Source organism: Zobellia sp. OII3, assembly GCF_002211465.1.
Lineage (GTDB): Bacteria > Bacteroidota > Bacteroidia > Flavobacteriales > Flavobacteriaceae > Zobellia > Zobellia galactanivorans.
Genome location: NZ_MWRZ01000010.1, coordinates 14,041 through 33,739, shown reverse-complemented (window position 1 = coordinate 33,739; position 19,699 = coordinate 14,041). Strand labels below are relative to the sequence as shown.

Annotated in this window: 21 protein-coding genes; 8 read left to right on the top strand and 13 right to left on the bottom strand. The window is 43.7% G+C overall.

Annotated elements, in window-relative coordinates:
• Positions 1 to 70: 70 nt before the first annotated feature.
• Together B4Q04_RS19355 and B4Q04_RS19350 are read left to right on the top strand one after the other, a co-directional pair.
• Entirely contained in the window at positions 71 to 457 is a 387-nt protein-coding gene (locus B4Q04_RS19355; protein ID WP_013994820.1) for an STAS/SEC14 domain-containing protein, read from the top strand.
• Between the two features lie 14 nt (positions 458 to 471).
• Positions 472 to 1,446: a L,D-transpeptidase gene (locus tag B4Q04_RS19350; RefSeq protein ID WP_236631053.1), complete on the top strand. Its 975-nt coding sequence runs from the start codon at positions 472 to 474 to the stop codon at positions 1,444 to 1,446.
• Positions 1,447 to 1,462: 16 nt separating this feature from the next.
• Here the strand turns inward: B4Q04_RS19350 and B4Q04_RS19345 are convergent, their stop codons facing one another.
• From B4Q04_RS19345 to B4Q04_RS19310, 7 genes are all read right to left on the bottom strand, one after another.
• Entirely contained in the window at positions 1,463 to 3,616 is a 2,154-nt protein-coding gene (locus B4Q04_RS19345) for a xanthine dehydrogenase family protein molybdopterin-binding subunit (protein WP_088697768.1), read from the bottom strand.
• Complete coding sequence (locus tag B4Q04_RS19340) at positions 3,609 to 4,100, bottom strand: (2Fe-2S)-binding protein (RefSeq protein WP_088697767.1); 492 nt, start codon at positions 4,098 to 4,100, stop codon at positions 3,609 to 3,611. The genes B4Q04_RS19345 and B4Q04_RS19340 overlap by 8 nt, the downstream gene beginning before the upstream one ends.
• 237 nt (positions 4,101 to 4,337) lie before the next feature.
• Positions 4,338 to 4,766 (bottom strand): DUF1801 domain-containing protein, encoded by a 429-nt coding sequence (locus B4Q04_RS19330; RefSeq protein WP_088697765.1) that lies wholly within the window; start codon positions 4,764 to 4,766, stop codon positions 4,338 to 4,340.
• 170 nt (positions 4,767 to 4,936) lie between these two features.
• Complete coding sequence (locus tag B4Q04_RS19325; RefSeq protein WP_013994826.1) at positions 4,937 to 5,452, bottom strand: DUF5004 domain-containing protein; 516 nt, start codon at positions 5,450 to 5,452, stop codon at positions 4,937 to 4,939.
• Between the two features lie 198 nt (positions 5,453 to 5,650).
• A complete protein-coding gene (locus B4Q04_RS19320; protein ID WP_088697764.1) occupies positions 5,651 to 6,529 on the bottom strand; it encodes a DUF808 domain-containing protein in 879 nt (292 codons plus the stop codon).
• A gap of 290 nt (positions 6,530 to 6,819) precedes the next feature.
• Positions 6,820 to 7,368 (bottom strand): YSC84-related protein, encoded by a 549-nt coding sequence (locus B4Q04_RS19315; protein ID WP_013994879.1) that lies wholly within the window; start codon positions 7,366 to 7,368, stop codon positions 6,820 to 6,822.
• 184 nt (positions 7,369 to 7,552) lie between these two features.
• Positions 7,553 to 7,990: a response regulator gene (locus B4Q04_RS19310; protein WP_088697763.1), complete on the bottom strand. Its 438-nt coding sequence runs from the start codon at positions 7,988 to 7,990 to the stop codon at positions 7,553 to 7,555.
• A 690-nt stretch (positions 7,991 to 8,680) separates the two neighbouring features.
• Between B4Q04_RS19310 and B4Q04_RS19305 the strand changes: the two genes are divergently transcribed.
• On the top strand, positions 8,681 to 10,024 hold the full coding sequence (locus B4Q04_RS19305; RefSeq protein WP_088697805.1) for a DUF1080 domain-containing protein: 1,344 nt from the start codon (positions 8,681 to 8,683) through the stop codon (positions 10,022 to 10,024).
• A gap of 2 nt (positions 10,025 to 10,026) precedes the next feature.
• Positions 10,027 to 11,355, top strand: a complete 1,329-nt coding sequence (locus tag B4Q04_RS19300; protein ID WP_013994882.1) for a Gfo/Idh/MocA family protein — start codon at positions 10,027 to 10,029, stop codon at positions 11,353 to 11,355.
• A 233-nt stretch (positions 11,356 to 11,588) separates the two neighbouring features.
• Here the strand turns inward: B4Q04_RS19300 and B4Q04_RS19295 are convergent, their stop codons facing one another.
• From B4Q04_RS19295 to B4Q04_RS19275, 5 genes are all read right to left on the bottom strand, one after another.
• Positions 11,589 to 12,656, bottom strand: a complete 1,068-nt coding sequence (locus B4Q04_RS19295) for a LacI family DNA-binding transcriptional regulator (protein ID WP_013994884.1) — start codon at positions 12,654 to 12,656, stop codon at positions 11,589 to 11,591.
• Between the two features lie 230 nt (positions 12,657 to 12,886).
• Entirely contained in the window at positions 12,887 to 13,210 is a 324-nt protein-coding gene (locus B4Q04_RS19290; protein WP_088697762.1) for a hypothetical protein, read from the bottom strand.
• A 290-nt stretch (positions 13,211 to 13,500) separates the two neighbouring features.
• Positions 13,501 to 13,845 (bottom strand): hypothetical protein, encoded by a 345-nt coding sequence (locus B4Q04_RS19285; RefSeq protein WP_013994886.1) that lies wholly within the window; start codon positions 13,843 to 13,845, stop codon positions 13,501 to 13,503.
• 25 nt (positions 13,846 to 13,870) lie between these two features.
• The gene (locus tag B4Q04_RS19280; protein ID WP_088697761.1) at positions 13,871 to 16,012 is read right to left on the bottom strand and encodes a catalase; all 2,142 of its coding nucleotides are present in this window, start codon (positions 16,010 to 16,012) and stop codon (positions 13,871 to 13,873) included.
• A gap of 61 nt (positions 16,013 to 16,073) precedes the next feature.
• Positions 16,074 to 16,487, bottom strand: a complete 414-nt coding sequence (locus B4Q04_RS19275) for a hypothetical protein (RefSeq protein ID WP_088697760.1) — start codon at positions 16,485 to 16,487, stop codon at positions 16,074 to 16,076.
• A gap of 304 nt (positions 16,488 to 16,791) precedes the next feature.
• Here B4Q04_RS19275 and B4Q04_RS19270 point away from each other — a divergent pair, with 304 nt between their 5' ends.
• From B4Q04_RS19270 to B4Q04_RS19255, 4 genes are all read left to right on the top strand, one after another.
• Positions 16,792 to 17,196 (top strand): VOC family protein, encoded by a 405-nt coding sequence (locus B4Q04_RS19270; RefSeq protein ID WP_088697759.1) that lies wholly within the window; start codon positions 16,792 to 16,794, stop codon positions 17,194 to 17,196.
• Between the two features lie 34 nt (positions 17,197 to 17,230).
• Positions 17,231 to 17,752, top strand: coding sequence for a DUF421 domain-containing protein (locus B4Q04_RS19265; RefSeq protein ID WP_013994891.1), 522 nt, complete (start codon positions 17,231 to 17,233; stop codon positions 17,750 to 17,752).
• Positions 17,753 to 17,973: 221 nt separating this feature from the next.
• Positions 17,974 to 18,195, top strand: coding sequence for a hypothetical protein (locus B4Q04_RS19260; RefSeq protein ID WP_013994892.1), 222 nt, complete (start codon positions 17,974 to 17,976; stop codon positions 18,193 to 18,195).
• A 120-nt stretch (positions 18,196 to 18,315) separates the two neighbouring features.
• Positions 18,316 to 18,765 carry a ferritin-like domain-containing protein gene (locus tag B4Q04_RS19255; RefSeq protein ID WP_013994893.1) on the top strand — a complete coding sequence of 150 codons (450 nt, stop codon included), beginning with the start codon at positions 18,316 to 18,318 and terminating at the stop codon, positions 18,763 to 18,765.
• Positions 18,766 to 18,826: 61 nt separating this feature from the next.
• On the opposite strand, the gene B4Q04_RS19250 is transcribed toward B4Q04_RS19255, so the two are convergent.
• Positions 18,827 to 19,675 (bottom strand): phospholipase A, encoded by an 849-nt coding sequence (locus B4Q04_RS19250; protein ID WP_013994894.1) that lies wholly within the window; start codon positions 19,673 to 19,675, stop codon positions 18,827 to 18,829.
• Positions 19,676 to 19,699 lie beyond the last annotated feature (24 nt).

Genomic DNA, 19,699 nt, shown 5'->3' with positions numbered 1-19,699 from the left:
GAAGCCTTTACTTTTGACGGATATTATAGGGCTTACCGCCTTTTATTACAACACGCTTTAAACAGGAAAAATGATTGAAAAATTAAAAACTTATGAGGGCAACTCCCTAGCTTTAGAGGTTATAGACGGATTTACCGAAACCGATGAAAAATTGGCCCTAAAGTTCTTTCAGGAAAAAATTGACGAAGGATACGACCATGTGAATGTACTGGTAAAGCTTGACGAGTTGAAAATTAGCCATAGTGAGGTAAAAGCACTTGTGGAAGATGCCAAATGGACCCTAGGGAATTACGGGCAAATAGGGAATATAGCCGTTGTGGCCAATTCGAACATCTTAAAGGCCTTAGTGTCCCTTGATGCTCTTTTCTTTGAAAGACTGCGAAAAGGTTACGAAGAGCGTTATTTTGATATTTCACAATTGGATGAAGCGCTCCAGTTTATAGCACCTAATCCATAAGACGACCCTTGCCCATGTTAGACTCGAAAAAGCGCATTTATGGTTTGGTTCCAAAGTCAATTTGGATTCTCCTTGGCGTACTTGTCCTATGCGTGGAAGGTTGCCACAACCGCGGTAGTGCTACCATGGCAACTAAGGCGGATATACATCAGGGGAAACCGATGCCCCTTCCCCATAAAAAGGCGAAGACCTATGAAGATATACACATATCGCGAAACATCAAGGTGGCCGAGTATTTTGAATATTTGGATTCTTTGGTGCAACGCTACGATTCCTTGGTGCCCTATCCCTTGTCGGAACATCTGCTGGTGCGGAACAATCCGTGGATTATAGATACTTTGGCGAATACCGATTATTACCGTATGATGGCCAGGGATTCTTTTGTGTACGATCAAAGGCAGATGATCATACTGCCCGAGGGAAGTGTACTGCACCTTCCTGACTCGGCAAAGGCCTGTCGCCTACTTGATGATTTTGCCCATACCGAGATCGATGTAAATATACCCGAGTTTAAACTGCGTATTTTTCAAGATTCCGTTTTGCTCCATACATTTCCGGTCAGGGTAGGGCAGAACCGACAACGTTATTTGAAAATGGGAGACCGTATTACCGATTTAAGAACTAAAACCGGGGAAGGAAGCATTATTAGACATGCAAAGCACCCAGACTTCTATAATCCCGTAAACGGGCATCAGTTTTATGTGACCAAACGTGATGACGGAAAGCTTACGCAGATGCCGCAAATCCCATGGATAGAGACCGAGATCAATGGAATAAGGAACGGACAGATGATACATCCGACCACGAATCCCAAGAGTTTGGGGAAGGCTTATTCCAATGGGTGCATAGGTACCCGTGAGGCCGATGCTTGGGTTATATATTATTATGCCCCCTTGGGTACCAGATTGAAAATCCGCTATGATCTGGAAACCTATTTTGAAGGTTCGGTAATATCGGTCTTAAAGGATATCTACGGGCTTGAGGAATGAGTCTGTATTTTCTTTATCAGGATAGTTTTAGGGGGAGTTGCAGCAAACGTTTCCCTGTCAAACGAAAAACGGCATTGGCCACGGCAGCGGCGATAGGCCCCAAAGGTGGTTCGCCCACGGGGCCCGGGCGGTCTCGCCCTTGTAGCAGTATTACATCTATTTCCTTAGGGGCGTGTTTCATCAAGGCCATTTCGTACGGGCCGTAAATGGTAGGTTGCAAGGAGCCGTTTTCAACGTACATCTGTTCGTGTAGGCCGGCACTGATTCCCATAATAATGGCACCTTCACATTGCGCCCTTACTTGGTCGGGATTGACGGCGATTCCGGGGTCGAGGGCACAGGTTACCTTATGCACCTTGATCTTTCCATCTTCAATCGATACCTCGGCGACTTGGGCACAGGGTGTTCCACTATCAATGGATGCGGCAAGCCCCATGGCACGACCGTTCACGGCCTGGTCAACATAACCCGCCTTTTCCGCAGCGCTTTTTATCGTTTCTTTTAATCGTATCCCGATGGGATCATCGGCTATTTGTCGCAATCGAAAATCAACCGGACCCATACCGGACCTAACCGCCATGGCATCGATAAAACTTTCAATGGCAAAGGTATTGGCCAAAAGCCCGAGACTACGCCACCAACTAGTGGCGAAAGGCAGGCTTACATGCCAATAGACCGATCTGTAATTCGGCACCTTGGTGTATTGTAAAAAACCACCGCGAATGGCTCCGATATCGGCGCCGAGGATACTGGGAACGATATTGGGCACAAGGGCCGAACGGTTGCCTACATCGCCACTTACAAAATGGTGTTCCAGTCCTTCCAAAAGGCCGTTCTTATTTAACCGTCCCTTTAAAATATGGTGTGTAGGCGGTCTGAACATATCGTGTTGAAACTCTTCCTTTCGACTAAAAAAATATTTTACGGGCTTGCCTACGGCCTTTGACATCAGGGCGGCCTGAACGGCATGGGGCGTATGTAGCCTTCTTCCGAAACCTCCCCCCAAATAAGTGGGTATCACGTTTACCTTTTCCTCGTCGAGGTTTAGGCGATCGGCCACTTCTTTTCGGGTAAGGCCGATTACTTGGGTGGAAATCATTATGGTGGCCTTTTCTCCTTCCACGGAGGCCAATACGCCGTTGGGCTCTATTTGGGCGTGTGCCCCAATAGGACTCCTAAATTCCATTTCCACGATATCTTCGCCTTTAAGGGCTTGGCCTTCTTTTTGAATTATGGTCGATTTTCCGTTGCCTACGGTCATCATGGCCACAATATCCTCGGTCTGCAGATCGCCTTGGGTTTTCCAGTTGACCGTAATGGCCTGTTTGGCATTTTCGGCCTCCGTCATAGAACGGGCCACTACGCCCACAAAATCGTCTTCTTTAATAACTTTTACCACACCGGGCATATTTTCGGCCTCTGAGGTGTCGGCACTTTCAAATGTGGCCCCGATAGTGGTGGGCCGTACAACGGCACCGTAAAGCATGCCGGGCATGGTGGCGTCCATACCAAAAATAGGTTCCCCAAAAACCTTGTCCGAAAGGTCTATGCGGGCTACGGGAGTGCCGATATATTTATAGGCCTTGAAATCTTTTAGGGGCGGGGTATCGGGAACATCCCATTCCGTTACGCCCATGGCCACTTCGGCATAGGTGAGGCTTTGTCCGTTTCCTTTTACGCTAGCGTTTTCGGTAAGGAGTTGACCGGGGTCTACCCCTAGTTTTTTAGCGGCTTCTATTTTGAGCATTTCGCGAGTGGTGGCCGCCATTTCACGTAGCGGTTGCCATAGTCCGGAAATCGATGTACTGCCTCCTGTGGCCATACCGTCGATATTGCCGGTGGCCGTGGTAGCATGAACCACTTCGATCTGTTCCATGTTCACATCGAGCTCATCGGCGGCCATTTGCGCCAGACCGGTAAAGTTGCCTTGTCCCATTTCTACTTTTGGGGAATGGAGGCGCACGGTATTCTGTTCGGTAATCTCAAACCAGAGCATGGGGTCGTTGGTGTTGCCCATATAGGCGGTATCCATACTATTGGCCAGGCCCAATACTTTTCTGCGTATGGGGTTGCGAAGAATATAGGTGCCGACAGCAAGCACTCCCAATGTGCCCAATCCTCCCCTGACGATAAATTTACGACGCGATAGCGTTTTCTTTTCCTTAGACATCGGTATCGGTTTTAGGGGTTATGGCTTGATTCAGCTCGGCCGCGCGGTGAATGGCCTTTCGCATGCGGTAATAAGTACCACAACGGCAAACGTTGATAATGTTGCGGTCGATATCTTCATCGGTCGGGTTTGGAATCTTGTTGAGCAAGGCGGCGGTGGCCATGATAAAACCAGGTTGGCAGTAGCCGCATTGGGGAACAATTTCCTCAATCCAGGCCTGCTGTACCGGATGTGGGGCCTTTGCATTGCCCAAGCCCTCTATGGTAGTGATGTTTTTGCCCTGGGCGAACTTGGCGGGATAGGAACAAGAACGTACCGCTTCGCCCTCAACATGTAGGGTGCAAGCACCACAGGCCGCTTTTCCGCAGCCGAATTTGGTGCCTTTTAAACCGATAATATCCCGTATTACCCACAAGAGAGGGGTATTTTCATCGGTAAGGTCAACAGAACGTTCTTCATTGTTGAGCTTGAATTCTAGGGTCATAACTTTTGTTTTGTTTAAGGCCGCTTTAATGGGGCATACTTTTCCTCTCTTGAACCGTTTGGCAGGGCATAAGATGATTTGGGGTTTCTTTTTTGCCGTGCTGTTGCCCGGTAGGGATACGGTTCTTAAATATAGGGCTCCAAAGGCGAGTTATCAAAAAAATAAAACATTCTTATTGGAAAATGTTACGGAAAATAGCTTAAAGCACCATTTGTGCTGCCGGAAGTACGTTTGAGGCTATATGCCTAGGGTTGGCAATTTCTTTACCTTGTGATAGGTCAGTGCCGCCGTGATGCAATGGGTCAATATTTCGGTTGGGAGTTCGGCATCCAATTTAAAAACCAGGGCGCGTTTGCCCTCATAGTCCAGCGACTCGTTAAAGATTGCCTTAAAGGTTTCTACCAATCTGCTGGTACATTTAAAATAAAGGGCATATTGATCGGGCGATTTGGCTTTCCAATCCATGCGTAGCGTGCTGCCAATGGAGGTAAGGTAGCTCGGCTCGCCCCATTTTAGGGTTTCTTCCAAATGGGTGATGCCCTCAATGCCTTTGGCCGTGTCGATTACTAATTGCCGTAAGGCTAGCATTTGGGGTCTTACCGAACTTGGGTAGGCGTTAAAAACAGCGGCTACTTCGGGGGTGGTCTTGAGTTGGAAGTCTGTCATAGATTGAACCTTTGGCCCCTAAATTACAATTTACAAAGCTAAAGCCTTCATTTTTGTGTGAAAATCAGAGATCTAACTTGGGTGTAAATAAGGTGTAAAACAAATTTGCCGACCAAGGGATTTCCTTGATCGGCAAAAACCTCGTTGGCACAGTTGAGGAGTATTTTGGTTTATTGGGCCGTGTAGGTAAAGGTGACTTTAGCCTGAACGACCTTGCCGTCTATGTCTTGTATGTTGAAGGTGTCGGTAAATGAAAATTCCGATGCGTCATCTTTAATGTTCAGTGAAATGTTCTGAACGATACAGGCTCCGACTAGGCTCAGTACTTCGCCGGTAAGTTTCCAGGTACCACTTAGAGTAGCCTTGTTGTCGCAATCTTCGGCGACATGACTCTGCTTGTAGGTGTAGGAGCGGTCACTGCCAAAGGTATAAGAGGCGTCTTTTTGGCAATCTTCGTACTGGGCAAAGAGGTCTTTTATGGGGTTGTCTTCTTCGTCATCGGTCAGGTCTACTTCCGTATCGGCCATCATACCGGTAAGAACCCAGTCCCCTTGCATTTTTTCCTCACTTGCGGCCAAGGCTCCCGTATAGTCTTCGGGGCATTCAATATCGTTGTCAGAGTTACATGCGGTAAACAGTGTGGTGACGACCGAAGCGGTAAGCGCAAAAAATAGGTTTCTTTTCATAAAATATAGATTATTGGTTCGTTAGCTAGATACTTGAAAAGTAAAAAGGTTGCGAGCTAGGATTGTTAAAAATGGAGAATACGATGGCGATCGACATACAATATCGGCTAGGGAGGCTAGGGTATCATTGCCTTTTGAAAAGACAAAATCCCACCGCTGAAGAAATGAAAAGCAAAGACCGGCAAGGCTTGGGCCGTCTTATTTTCGTTTAAAGAGGCTTATGACCTTACTTACCAGTTTAACGACGACCAAGACCACAAAACCTACGCCGAGGCCTACCAAGAATTCTTTGATAATGCTTGGAAGCTGGGGAAGGAGGTCGTGAAAGAAATGAATGTTATGGGCAAAAATACCTCCAGCGACCAACAAGAGTGCAATAGTACCGATTACCGATAAACTCTTGATGACCCATGGCAGGGCATTGACCAATAACCTACCGACGTAGTCGGAGAAACTATCGTCCCTTTCGTTAAGGTTGATGAGTCGTAGTCCGAATTCATCCATACGAACGATCAAGGCTACTATACCGTAAACCCCGATGGTAGCGATCAAGGCAATTAAGGATACTACGGGAATCTGTATGGAAAGTGGTTCTTCGGCAACCGAGCCCAAGGCAATGATCACAATTTCTACCGAAAGTATAAAATCGGTAACAATGGCCGCCTTTACCCTTTCCTTTTCCAAGGCCAATATGTCGGCTTCGGTAAGGTTCAGCATAGAGGCCTCGTGTTCTTCGTGGCGGTGTGGAACAAAGATTTCGTAGATTTTTTCGGCACCCTCATAGGCAAGGTAGAGTCCCCCTAAGACCAAGGCAACGATTATGGCCGATGGCAGGAATGCACTTAATAGGAAGGCGATAGGCAGAATAATAAGCTTGTTCAGCAAAGAACCTTTGGAGATAGCCCAGAGTACGGGTATTTCGCGACTTGACATAAAGCCGGAGGCCTTTTCGGCGTTTACCGCCAAATCATCACCTAGAATACCGGCCGTTTTCTTGGCCGTAATTTTACTCATGGCGGCAACATCGTCCATAAGTGTAGCAATATCATCTAGTAAGGCGAAAAATCCGGAAGCCATAATTCAAGGGTACTTTTAATTAATGATTCTGTTTTATTCTATTGACCGGTTTCTAGATTCTAGGATAAGGGCCCAAATCGGGAATGGGTGAATTAGGCTTCCTAAAATCTTAAAGTCCAAAAATCTTAAAATCCATCCAATAATCAATACTATTCTTATAGTATATATAAAATATTTTAGAATTGATGTTGATTTTTAATGTGTTCAAAATCTTGAAAGGGGCTATTTTTTTGCTGTGCTTATATAAAAAAAGCCGGTCATAACGACCGGCTTTAATTTACCTTCTAAAATTAATCTTTGTCGAGCAGCTCCATGTCGGTATACTCAAACTTTTGTCCCCCAACGGAAAGATCGGCCATCAATCCCTTTTTTGGCTTGGCGAATACCACTACACCGTCGTCATAATTGGCATTGGCAGCAACACCTTTTTTTAGGGCTACCGCTGTGGCCTGGGCAGAAAGTTCGTATTCCCCTCGTTTAAATTCGTTTAAGGCATCCGCTGTTTCGAAGAATATAACTTCGGTCAACGCTTGTCCTCCAGCTTGAAGACCTACATCTAGTTTCTTTAGGTCGGCCATACCTACAGCTTTGCCCTTCTCATAAAGTACACCGTTACCAGATGCCCCTCCAATGATAAGTCCGCCTTCACCGACATTGGGAAATACAACGTATCCCGATGCATTTTTAAAGAACTGATCGAGTCCGTACTTGTCAGATTGTAATTTAATTTTCGCTTTCTCGGCATCGGATATAACTCTTTGGTCATCTTTGTCTTGGGCAAAGGAAACAAAGCTTATGCATACGAGTACCATGGTTAAAATCGATTTTTTCATTTTCATATCACTATGTTTAAATTTAACTTCATTTAAAAATCAACTTGCATTGATTTCGATACAAAATTACCGGTCGATATCAACCCATATTAGCGCTATGCATTGAAATTATGATGCAAAAAAAGAAGGTCGTCCCTTAAGAAATAAAGCGCTTTGGTTGTAATAAAAAAAGAAAAACTCTAGGGGGGGATTAGACCAATATAACGAAGGGAGTGTTCCCTTCTTCGGTAGTAGAGGTACTAGCCATTGACTCAAGGCTTTTGTGGAGCATGATTTTTAGGTCTTCGAACGAGGTTGGTTTTTGAATATATTGATTGGCACCATCCGTTTGTAGTTGGTTTACCTCTCTGTCACGGTGGAATGTAGAATATACGATCACTTTAATGGCATCGAACCTTTGAAAGTTTCTGATATCGGTCAAACATTCAAAGCCGTTCATCAAGGGCATGTTCAGGTCAAGATAGATAGCGTCGGGCAAGGGTTTGGCGGAGAAAAGATCGTCCATAAGGTCAACGCCATTGTCGAATTGGGTCACCGTGGTGGGGATGTCGATTTCACTAAGGGCCTCTACGAACAACTCTCTATCATCATTGTCATCATCGGCCAAATATAGGTTTAGGTTTTTCATAAATAGCGAATAAGGTGTATATCTTTAATAAGGATGCATATTAGTGTCTTGCTTAGGCTCGGTCTAGAGGTGATCGAAATCAACTTGTTGAACTGTGTAGCACCTTAAGCATATCTCATTTTAAAAAATTAAAGGGGGATTTTACGCTGCAAAATATGGCCCTTTGGCTGTATAAGGGGAGGGGATTGCGATAAATATTGACTCAATACGTTCTCGGGTCAATATGTCGTCTCTATATGATGCGTTCGCCCGGCTGAGTCAAGATGGCGTAAGATTGTGGGATCTTAATCGCTAAAAAATAATATCGTATTCGCAGCCGATATTTCGTGTTCGGCCACGGTTGGTTTTTGTGTGCGCACACAATTATTGTAAAATCCCTAGGTTTTTTCAAAATAGAAAATTACATTCGTAGATTCATGATCCTTTTGTGTCTTTGGTTTTAATGAAGGAAGATGCTATGGAATCCGCTGGAATCTTACGACATCATAAGGGATGATCGTTCGAAAAATAGCTTGTAGAGTATAGGATAACGATATAAAAGGGTAGGGGCGAGGTCCTAGGTTTAAAAGAAAGCAAGGCCCTTATCGAAAACGTAAAATTATAAATTCAAACCATTTAGAAATTATAGAAATGAAGTACTTAAACCTTAGCAAGTTAAAATCCATCCGTTATGGCAGTGTCTTTTTATTTATGGCATCCGGTCTATTATTGAGTTGTGAACCTGAAAAGGAAGCCATACCATACATCGATCTTTTTGATGGAGAAACCTTAACGGGATGGACGCAAAAAGGGGGAGAAGCTATTTATGGGGTCAGGGACAATGCCATTGTCGGGACCACGGTCAAAAATACTCCGAATTCTTTTATGACCACCGATAAAATGTACGATGATTTCATTTTGGAATTGGATTTTAAAGTAGATCCTTCAATGAATTCGGGTATTCAGATCCGAAGCAATAGTTTTCCGTATTATATGAACGGAAGGATACATGGGTACCAAGTTGAGATCGACCCATCTGATCGGGCATGGAGTGCCGGTATTTACGACGAGGCGCGAAGAGGGTGGTTACATCCGCTGGCCGACGATAACGTAAAGGCCAAACAAGCCTTTAAGCAAAACGATTGGAACCATTATCGTATTGAAGCGATCGGTGATACCCTAAAGACCTGGATCAACGGCGTGCCGGCGGCTCATCTTATCGATAGCCAGACTGACAGTGGGTTTATCGGCCTACAGGTACATTCTATACATAAAGACCAAAAAGCGGGAACCGAGATTGCGTGGAAGAACATCAAGATCCTTACCGAAGATCTACAGAAATATGCAAAGGAGAGTCCTCTTCCCGCCGTTAATATGGCCAACAAATTGACCAAGAACGAAAAGGATCAAGGTTGGGAATTGCTCTGGGACGGAGAAACGACCAATGGTTGGAGAGGTGCTAAATTGGAAACTTTCCCGACAAAAGGCTGGGAAATCAAAGATGGTATCTTAACGGTATTGTCCTCCGGTGGGGAAGAGTCCGCTGCAGGGGGTGATATTGTCACTACCAAAAATTACGGTGATTTTGAGATTATGGTCGATTTTAAATTGACCGAGGGCGCCAATAGTGGTATAAAATACTATGTGGATACCAACATCAACAAGGGAGAAGGTTCTTCCATTGGTTTGGAATATCAAATCTTGGACGATGACAAACATCCTGATGCCAAAAAGGGAAACCACGAAGGAAGCCGTACCGTTTCTTCGCTTTATGACCTAATCAAAGCGGATCCCAAAAAACCGATCAAACCTATTGGTGAGTGGAATACTGCCCGAATCGTTTCTAAAGACAACCATGTGGAGCACTACTTGAACGGGGCAAAGGTATTGGAGTATGAAAGAAAAAGTGAAGCCTATAGAAAATTGGTATCTGAAAGCAAATACGTAAAATGGCCTAATTTCGGTGAACTCGATAGCGGTCAGATCTTATTGCAAGACCATGGTGACAGGGTTAGCTTCAAGAACATCAAAATAAAAACGCCTAAAAACCAATAGTAATGACCAGTAGACGAAACTTTATAAAGAAAACGGCAACCGGTTCAGTGGCATTGACTTTTGGCGGACTAGTATTGCCTTCTATGGCCAATGCGAACATCCTTGGAGCCAATGACCATATCAACTGTGCCATTATCGGGGTTCGAAGTAGGGCCAAGGCCCATGTGATGGCCATTCACCAGCAGAAGAACGCTAAAATTGTATACAGCTGCGACGTTGATGATACCATATTGGAAGAACACAATAAATGGTGCCAGAAAAATATTGGATATATTCCTAAAATAGAAAAGGACTTTAGGAAGGTCTTGGAAGATAAAGATGTAGATGCCGTTTTCATCGCTACACCCGAGCATTGGCACGCACCAATGGCCATTATGGCCTTACAGGCGGGCAAGCATGTCTATGTAGAAAAACCTTGTAGCCACAACCCTTACGAAAACGATTTATTGGTAAGGGCCCATAAAAAGTACGGTAAAAAGGTACAAATGGGAAATCAACAACGATCGGCCCGTACCTCGATTATGGGAATAGAGGATATTAGGAATGGCGTAATCGGCGAAGTGTATAAAGGTGAGGCTTATTACAGCAGTAACCGCGGTTCAATTGGTAAGGGCAACGTTATAGACGTTCCCGACACCTTAGATTGGGAAATGTGGCAAGGGCCCGCCCCTAGGGAAAAATATAGGGATAACGTACACCCTTATAACTGGCATTGGTTCAAAACCTGGGGAACGGGTGAAGTACATAACAATGGTACCCATGAAATCGACATCTGCCGATGGGCCTTGGGCGTAGACCTTCCGGAAAGCGTTACTTCTTTTGGCGGGAAATATGCCTATGACGATGATTGGCAGTTTGTTGACAACCAGCAGGTGACCTATAAATATCCCGATAACAAGTTTATTACTTGGACCGGGCATAGTCGCGGGAAGATAATGCCCAAACAACCAGGCCGTGGCGCTACCATTTACGGAAGCAAAGGCATCATTCAACTAGACCGTAATTTCTATAAGTTGTACGACCTTGACGGTAATCTGCTTAAGGAGGAAAAAGAAGGGGCGACCAGTGCCACGACCAATACCATGGGACAGGGGCAGTTAGATGTAAATCATGTTGGTAACTTCTTTGAGGCCATTAGAACCGATAAGTCTCTACATTCAGATATAAGTGATGCCAGTATCTCTACAATGCTCTGCCATTTAGGGAATATGGCCCAAGATGCTGGGGAAACCTTAAAAATTGACCAGGCCACTGGAAAAATATTGAACAATGAAAAAGCTATGGCCCATTGGAAGCGTGAATACGCCGAAGGTTGGGAGCCTAAGTTATAATATGTGGAAGCCTAGTGGTTTCCTCAACAGTTGATTTTAAATTTTGTGTTAGTTTTTAAAGTCCGTATGATTCGTTCATACGGACTTTTTTATGGAAATGCTGTCAAAGAAGTAGCGGATACGGCAATGGGTTACGCCATAGGGCCTAGGGCCAATAGGGCGCGTGAAAGGATGCCCTTGGCTACAACGGGATTTTGGTGTTTCTCCCGGAATAAAAGAAATCGGCCTACCGGCTAAACGCTATATTCAATGGCCGAAGCAACATTGAAGGAGTCGACATTTTCCTTGGTGACAATGTTCATGGGGGAACGATATTCCGGCTTTGGGGTTTTGTTCAGGAGCAAGTATTCAAATAGAATTTTTACGCCCATATACCCCTGTTCAAAGGGATGCTGGTCAATGGCGAAATCTATGGTACCCTTTCTGATATAGTCAAGGTTTTTCTGGTGTACGTCAAAACCAACGGTACGTATGTTCTGTAAATTTTCGCTTTGTAAAAAATCCGCTACCGTAAACAGGGCGCTCGAAGGAACAAATATGCCCGTGATATGGTCGGGTTTTGAAAATTCTTCGGTCAAGGCCCTGTAAACCTCTTTAGGGGCAAAGCTCTCTACGAATATCTTATGTATCGGTTTCTCGTTTTTGTTCGTTTCAAAAAAGTTCATAAAACCTTTGATACGCGTTTCGATCGCCAAGTGACTATCGACGTTTTTCTTTGACGTTAGTATGGCAATAGACTCCTTAGGGGCGGTAATGATATTCATCATCTTCCCACATAGATAACCACTTTTAAAGGAATCTTGACCGATATACGATAGCTTATCGCCGGTTTCCAAATCAATGTTTATCAAAACAAAGGGAATGTCGTTGGCCTTTAACTTTTCTACAAATGCTAGGGAGGTATTATAAAAAAAGGGGGCAAAGACAACACCGTTCGGCTTGAGTTTGAGTATTTGTTCAAGTGCCCGTTCGTACGATTTTAGGTCGTACTGGTCAAAATAGTACCTATGGGTGATAACTCCGTATTTCTGGATTTCCTTGGCGGCGGATTTGAGACCTTTGTTCGGCCCGCTCCAAAATTGGTTTTTAGAGGCCGGGGTCGGAATTAAAGTGGCAATGGTATATTTTTTCTTGAAAGCCAAGGTACTGGCAAGGATGTTTCTTTCAAAATCGTACTTGTCAAGTAGTTTCTGTATGCGTTCCTTGGTTTTTGGCGATACCCCAGGGCGATTATGAATAACCCTATCCACTGTTCCTGTAGAGACTTTGGCCTCTTCGGCAATATCTTTTATCGTTTTCAATAGAATAAATTAAAAGGTCTGGTAGTTGAGTTCAATCCACTGGTTTAGCCAATTGTTCTTGAATGGATTGAGTTTCAAATGTACGTATAAATCTAGTTTTATAAAACTGCTACGGGGCTTTTGTGTTCGCACACGAAATTAAGGTCCCATTGTAGCTGCGAGTGTATCGGACATTGGAAATTATGCATAGGACAAAGGATAGGGGAAGGGGCAACAGGATAAGTGGCCCTTTAAGAGTCGGACAATTGCTTGTTGGCCTCTTGTAAATTTTGGATGTCCTTAGAGAGAAACACGATTCTTTCACTTACTTTCTTTCTATTCCGGGTTAGCATAGGGGTCAGGTGGTTCAGTCGGGCTTTTAAGTTTATGAGTTTGATATTAAACTCGCGAACATCCTCAAATTTACTGGATGGGTATTTGGGAAAGTTCCCTTCAAAGGTTTTCTGAAGTTCGAAAGTCCGCCTTTTTAACTGGTTTAATCGGGCTTTCAGCGCGTTGGTGTCGGCTAGTATTTTTATTACATTTCGTTTTTTTGCTATACGTGGCGCTTTCATATATAATTTTTTATAAAAGTAATGCGGTCTATTTTTTAGGAAGAATGCTATAACTAAAAATCTTATCCCGAAGCATCGGGTCGGAACAAGGCTGGTGGCTAAGGTAAAAAACTTTTGAATGCTTTTGTTACGAGGCATGTTTCAGTGATAAGAGTACTTTCCTTTCTGTTTTTAACACTTATCATGGGCCGTGGGGTATTTGTACCAAAGTTTTTATAAAGACAACTTTCAAATGGGAAGACCCCGGAAAATTGAGTTTCAGGGGTCTTTACCATATAGTTTAAATCGTATTATTGCGCATCGGGCGGGAATATATCTTTGTCTTTGATATTCTGTTCTGGAATGGTCTCCAAAAATGCATAGAGGTCTGTATTTGCACTGGGGCCATAACCGGTCAATAAGGTCCCTTTTCCACCATCGCTAGTTTCCAAGACATATAGTAAAGACATATCTGAGGGGTTACTCATTCCTTCATAGCGATGCTCTTTCACAATTGTTATATCCTTTGCGGCATATGTTTTATCTGATTTGGTACTCCTTAGTTTTTCGTTTATAAAGCGATACGAGTCGGTATACCCTAATTTTTCATAGCGTTTTATGTAATCGGTCTCGTGTTTTGCATATTCTGTACTCATAATATTTTTCTTTTAGATGTTCAACTTAAGCGGGTATGTTTTCCGCTTTTTTCCTTCTTTTCCAATTGCGGTGTTGGGCAATCGCTTTTATAAAACCTTCCGGATTTTCATTGATAAAAATGGCCTCATCCTCATGTATATCGATTATGGCCGTGTGTTTTAGAAAATCTTCGGCTTCACCACTTACCGAAATGGCTTTACAGTACTTGTAACTTTCGTTTACGAATTTGGTGAATTTGGCCTGTGCCCTTAAGGCGGCAATAGAGGGCTCTCCGCCAGGGATGTAAAGGGCATCGAACAGTACACTTTCCGTGGTCATGATTGCGGCATCGACCTGATGTTCCATGCCTTCATCGCATGTAACCGTACCCCCATGTGGAGCGATTAACTTTACCATAGCGCCTTCTTTTTCAAGGGCATCTTTTACAATTTTGAATTCGCTCATACGAAAGCCGTCACCTACCAGAACCGCGACCTGTCTTGTTGCAATCGAGTCGAAGGTGGTATGGGCCTGGCTCAGTTTAGGCGACTCATCTAGGTAGATTTTCTTCTCCGTGGGTTGCTGCAACTCAACATCGGCATCGGCACCTATGGCTTGATTGATCGGTTTCTCAATGGAAGAAGGGACTTTCATACCTAAGTTCTTAGCTACTTTTTCCGCCAGACTCGAATCGATTTGATCGATCAGGTATAGCATTCGCCCTTTGATATGCTCGATCTCGCATTTGCCCAATTCAAAGGAGTATGCACTTATTACATGTTCTTTTTCCCAATCGCTAAGGCTTCTGTAGAATAAGGCGGGTTGAGAGAAATGGTCGTTGAAACTTTCGCTACGCGTTCTTATTTTTTTAGCGTCAATACGCTCTTGGTATGATTCAAAACCGCCTTCTGCAACTGTGGAGAGGTAGGGGCATCCGCCACCTATGGAATTCGGAAAATAGGCCGTACGCCCTTTTGGGATTTCGGTCTGCATATGCCCGTCGCGCTGATTGTTTCGAACTTCGGCAATGGGTTTGTTGATAGGAATTTGATGGAAATTGTGTGTTCCTAATCGAGAGAGCTGTGTATCTCGGTAGGAAAACAACCTACCTTGTAACAGGGGATCGTTCGTAAAATCTATACCGGGAACTATATTGCCCGGCAAGAAGGCGACCTGTTCCGTTTCCGCAAAGAAATTTTCAGGGTTGCGGTTCAGTACCATTTTCCCGATTATCTTAACGGGTACCATTTCTTCGGGAATAAGTTTGGTAGGGTCCAAGAGGTCAAAATCGAACTTATGTTCATCTTCTTCGGCCACTATTTGTAGTCCCAATTCCCATTCGGGATAGTGCCCTGCTTCTATGGCTTCCCATAGGTCTCTCCTGTGAAAATCGGAATCGGCCCCACTGATTTTTACAGCTTCGTCCCAAGTTACCGAGTGTACCCCTAGTTTTGGTTTCCAGTGAAATTTAACGAAATGCGCTCTTCCTTCCGCATTGATCAATCTGAAGGTATGTATACCGAAGCCTTCCATCATACGTAAACTACGTGGAATGGCGCGGTCGCTCATCACCCATATTTGGTTGTGTAAAGTTTCTGGTGTAAGCGAAACAAAATCATAGAACGTGTCGTGTGCCGATGCCGCTTGTGGGATTTCGTTATTGGGTTCGGGTTTAACCGAATGAATGAGGTCGGGGAACTTCATGGCGTCTTGAATAAAGAAAATGGGCATATTGTTGCCGACCAAATCCCAAGTGCCTTCCTCTGTATAAAATTTAACGGCAAAGCCGCGTACATCCCTAGCTAAATCGGTTGAGCCTTTTGAGCCAGCAACGGTAGAAAAACGTGCGAAAACCGGCGTTTTTCGCGAAGTATCGGTAAAAATACCTGCCTTGGAGTATTCCTCTATGCTATCGTATAATTCAAAATAGCCATGGGCTCCACTCCCCCGGGCATGAACAATTCGCTCTGGAATACGCTCGTGGTCGAAATTGTGGATCTTTTCCCGAAGAAGAAAATCTTCTAAAAGGGTAGCTCCCCTTGGGCCCGATTTCAATGAATTATTGGTATCGTTTATTTTTAAACCTTGTTTTGTGGTCAAAGGTTGGTTTGAATAATCGACCCTGTGCTTTTCAAGCTGCTCGTCTTTACGGGTCGATACTGTTTCGTGTGTTTCTTCAGATTTCATATAAGTTCTTTTTAGTAGTGGATTATAGGGGAATGCTTTGATGTTGGGCTAAGGGCTTCCATCAATCTTGTGATAGGATTTTAAAATGCTTTAGCGTAAATAGGTTTACCTCTAGCTTTACGGCCTGTTCAATAAATAGGGCGATCAGTTCTTCGGAAAGGTTTGAAAGCATCATATATTGACAAATTTCGAAGGCCGTTTGGTCGAGCGATGCTATGTTCAAATGATAGAGGGGCTTAGTAATCAGGTAATCCTTCCCGTATAAATTCTTGTGCCAAGCCAGTAATCCACCTACATCGGTAGGTTGGTTCTTTCTTATGACCATTTGCCATATATCCATTATAAAATCGGAACGTTCAAGTGCGCATCGCTCCATAAACGTGCGTATAAGTGGATTTTTGGTGCTGACGGCCCTTTCGGTATACCGTACCTCACCGATAGCATAAACTTGCAAAAGACATTCAAGACCCTCCATAATTCAATAAGCTTTGTTTGTACCGTTATAAAATTATCGGTGCGGGGAGAATATCTTTGGCTGTAAAAAAAACATTATTAGTGCAATTGCCCATGATGCTCGAATGGCCTGTTCGTTTGGAACGGGCATGCTTGGATTTTTGTGGAAAGGGTACGGTTTCGAAGCCCCTATGGCCCTTATATATTAATACGGTAGCAGGGTAGGGCGATATCGTACACATCTTTTGTGTTAAGGATAAGTGCGATGTAATCGATCATACTGGGAGACTCCAAGTAAATTGGTCTAAACTTTAAAACGCAATAAAATGAAGACACAAGCATACTTAGCCTTTGACGGCAATTGTCAGGAAGCCCTTAATTTTTATGCCGATTCCCTTGGGGCCGAAATCAAGAATAGGCAGACCTACGCCGATAAGAAAATAGATGTGCCCGCATCGTATCGCGACCGGTTACAACATGCCGAACTAAAAGGAAAGGGAGTACATTTTATGGCCTATGATGCCGCACCCGACACGCCACTAACGGAAGGCACCAAAATACACTTGAGTATTGATTTGAACGATAAAAAAGAAGCCGAGGAACTGTACGGGAAGCTTTCCGCGGGAGGACGTATACACAACGAACTAAGGGAACGTGAATGGAATGCCCTTTATGGACGTTTCACGGATCGTTACGGTATCAATTGGATGATCAATTGTGACTTGAACTAAAAAAAAATATTGAATCAGTTAAATAAAGAATATTATGGAGGAGTGGTTTGAATTTTCATGGAATGCCTTGTTCGCAATCGGTCTGTCGGCTGTCGGTATTTATGCGGCCGTAATCATTATGACCCGTATTTGCGGGAAGCGTAGTTTCTCAAAAATGTCGAGTTTCGATTTTGCCATGACCGTAGCCGTGGGTTCCATAATTGCAACTACCATTCTTTCAAAATCGGTAAGCCTGGCTGATGGGGTTGTAGGTATAGTGGCCGTATACCTTTTACAAATGGGGGCGGCCTTCGCCAGAAGGAACGACATGGTGAAAAAAATGATGGACAATACTCCCTTATTGCTCATGGACGGAGCGATTATTTTAGAGGAAAACCTAAGGAAAGGCCGTGTGGCAAAGTCCGATTTGCGGGCTAAATTGAGAGAGGCCAATATAACCGAGCTATCGGAGGTTAAAGCAGTAGTATTTGAAACCACTGGCGATATTTCGGTACTCCACAAAGAACATCGACGCCCGATAGAGGATTTTCTACTTGAAGACGTTCAGCGTTCCTAGGGTTGTTAGAATTACAACCAAAATAAGAATAAAAGGGTACGCTTGCTTTAGCGTACCCTTTTTTATGGATACGCAATCAAGTCCAAACTCCATTGTAAAGGGTTCATTTCAATTTTGGTCACCAGCTATATTTGTCAGAGGTTTCAACGGTTATGCACCTTGATAGGGCGTAGGCCCTTTTGGGAAAAGTAAATTCGAAGTTGAATTAAAAAAGAAGAAAGATGAACGATTTTAGTTATAAGTACACCATTATTTCCAAGAATTCGGGTAAAACCTTTTTTAGGGAGATTATGGATTTAAGTAAAATAGGGGTCTTGCTTAAAGATGGGTTTTTTGAATATATCGCCATCGAGGCCCAAATGAAACGTTTGGGCGAATGCAAGCTGGAAAATGAAGATTATATCTGTATAGTAAAGCTGACCCGTGGCAAAATAGTGGCTTAGCAGCAGTGTTTTTTTTACGGCCATATATAATGTTTATGAGTTGATCGGCATCAACTATAATGTATAGATTATCGATATGCCAAACGGTAGGCATTAGAGTTACCGCTAAAAAATGAATATATGAATAGTGATATAAAAGAGATCGAAGAAAGTATAAATGATATTATACAAAAGAATGAAGACGCGATAAAGGGATATGATCAGGCTGTGGAAAACTCCAAAGAAATCGGACTCAAAAGCTACTTCCAAAATAAGGCGATCGAAAGGCGAAATTTTCTTTTGGAGTTAAAGGCGGCAACCCCTGCATTGCAAACGAGGGAAGAGGTAGAAGGTAGCGTTACCGGAGCCTTGCATAGAACATGGATGGACATAAAGACTTTCTTTTCGGGCGACAATGATAAGGCCATGTTGGAAGAGGCCATTCGAGGAGACAAAGCGGCCATAGATGAATACAACGAGGTGTTGACGGATACCCACCTGCCCCTTAAGGCGGCGGCAGTAATCAGAAAACAAAGAGATTGGTTGCTAGATGACTTGAAGACCATAAAAACCTTGGAAGACGTAAGGTAAATACATATTGAAACCTTGTAATGGAACAGCCCCTGACCAGGGGCTGTTTTATGTAAAATGGTCAAGGTCTTTTACGGTTTCTTTTTAAGATGTCGAACTCATTGGTCTTTATAACATAACCGATACGTAGCATGCTATGGTATTGTTCGTAGTCGATAAGGTTTTCGGTATGTCCGCTGAACCATTCAAGCATTATGTATTGGTTGGAGCTATGTTTGAAAGGCCTGTATTGTAGGCGGCTTCGTATCATACCTTTAAAGTCGTTGCTTAGCCCCTTTCTGAGCTTTACTTCAAATATAAGCCTGTCGCGTATAAAGTCGTGTGAAAGGGTTACTTCCCCTAGGCCCACATAATCGATAAGATCGGGGTTTCCCGATTGATAACCGTAGGGTAACCAAGCTTTAACCTGGAGCATGGTCTTTTGTGATAACAAGGTAGTGTATTCAAGGCTCAAACGGTTCCAGCTTCTAGAAAAGATACTATCACGTCCGTTTGATTCATGTTCGAACACCAAACTGGCCAAGCCCTTAATTCTGTCGTCTGAATCGTAAAAGGCCTTCCCAACGCCTATGGTAGGGTTAAAGTTGATTTCTTTGAACGGGTATGAATCTTTATAGATATCCCAAAATGCTTTTTGGCTATAGGTCAAATAGAGGTACGTCTCCCAAGGCAACATACTTCTGGTAATGATCTGTTTAAAACTGATTTGGTACTTGGCATTGGCGGTTGAACTGTTAATAGGTTTGTTCGAGGGTATACCGGTAATAAAATAATTGTCTTTATGTATCGAGAACCTCGGTATGTTTTGCATGGTATCGCGCACTTCTTGTCGGGTAAGGGCTTGTGCGTTTAGGTCGGAAATAAGGAACAGTAGCCCCATTAATATCCATATCGAGCTTTTGGCTTTCATAAGGGTGTTTTTTGTCGGGATAAA

Excerpts from the sequence above, each read along its gene's own strand:
- B4Q04_RS19290 (WP_088697762.1), bottom strand. The coding sequence starts at position 13,210 with ATGAAAGCGCCACGTATAGCAAAAAAACGAAATGTAATAAAAATACTA.
- B4Q04_RS19280 (WP_088697761.1), bottom strand. The coding sequence starts at position 16,012 with ATGAAATCTGAAGAAACACACGAAACAGTATCGACCCGTAAAGACGAG.
- B4Q04_RS19275 (WP_088697760.1), bottom strand. The coding sequence starts at position 16,487 with ATGGAGGGTCTTGAATGTCTTTTGCAAGTTTATGCTATCGGTGAGGTA.
- B4Q04_RS19270 (WP_088697759.1), top strand. The coding sequence starts at position 16,792 with ATGAAGACACAAGCATACTTAGCCTTTGACGGCAATTGTCAGGAAGCC.
- B4Q04_RS19260 (WP_013994892.1), top strand. The coding sequence starts at position 17,974 with ATGAACGATTTTAGTTATAAGTACACCATTATTTCCAAGAATTCGGGT.
- B4Q04_RS19285 (WP_013994886.1), bottom strand. The coding sequence starts at position 13,845 with ATGAGTACAGAATATGCAAAACACGAGACCGATTACATAAAACGCTAT.
- B4Q04_RS19345 (WP_088697768.1), bottom strand. The coding sequence starts at position 3,616 with ATGTCTAAGGAAAAGAAAACGCTATCGCGTCGTAAATTTATCGTCAGG.
- B4Q04_RS19255 (WP_013994893.1), top strand. The coding sequence starts at position 18,316 with ATGAATAGTGATATAAAAGAGATCGAAGAAAGTATAAATGATATTATA.
- B4Q04_RS19355 (WP_013994820.1), top strand. The coding sequence starts at position 71 with ATGATTGAAAAATTAAAAACTTATGAGGGCAACTCCCTAGCTTTAGAG.
- B4Q04_RS19300 (WP_013994882.1), top strand. The coding sequence starts at position 10,027 with ATGACCAGTAGACGAAACTTTATAAAGAAAACGGCAACCGGTTCAGTG.
- B4Q04_RS19305 (WP_088697805.1), top strand. The coding sequence starts at position 8,681 with ATGGCATCCGGTCTATTATTGAGTTGTGAACCTGAAAAGGAAGCCATA.
- B4Q04_RS19265 (WP_013994891.1), top strand. The coding sequence starts at position 17,231 with ATGGAGGAGTGGTTTGAATTTTCATGGAATGCCTTGTTCGCAATCGGT.
- B4Q04_RS19325 (WP_013994826.1), bottom strand. The coding sequence starts at position 5,452 with ATGAAAAGAAACCTATTTTTTGCGCTTACCGCTTCGGTCGTCACCACA.
- B4Q04_RS19340 (WP_088697767.1), bottom strand. The coding sequence starts at position 4,100 with ATGACCCTAGAATTCAAGCTCAACAATGAAGAACGTTCTGTTGACCTT.
- B4Q04_RS19315 (WP_013994879.1), bottom strand. The coding sequence starts at position 7,368 with ATGAAAATGAAAAAATCGATTTTAACCATGGTACTCGTATGCATAAGC.
- B4Q04_RS19330 (WP_088697765.1), bottom strand. The coding sequence starts at position 4,766 with ATGACAGACTTCCAACTCAAGACCACCCCCGAAGTAGCCGCTGTTTTT.
- B4Q04_RS19250 (WP_013994894.1), bottom strand. The coding sequence starts at position 19,675 with ATGAAAGCCAAAAGCTCGATATGGATATTAATGGGGCTACTGTTCCTT.
- B4Q04_RS19350 (WP_236631053.1), top strand. The coding sequence starts at position 472 with ATGTTAGACTCGAAAAAGCGCATTTATGGTTTGGTTCCAAAGTCAATT.
- B4Q04_RS19320 (WP_088697764.1), bottom strand. The coding sequence starts at position 6,529 with ATGGCTTCCGGATTTTTCGCCTTACTAGATGATATTGCTACACTTATG.
- B4Q04_RS19310 (WP_088697763.1), bottom strand. The coding sequence starts at position 7,990 with ATGAAAAACCTAAACCTATATTTGGCCGATGATGACAATGATGATAGA.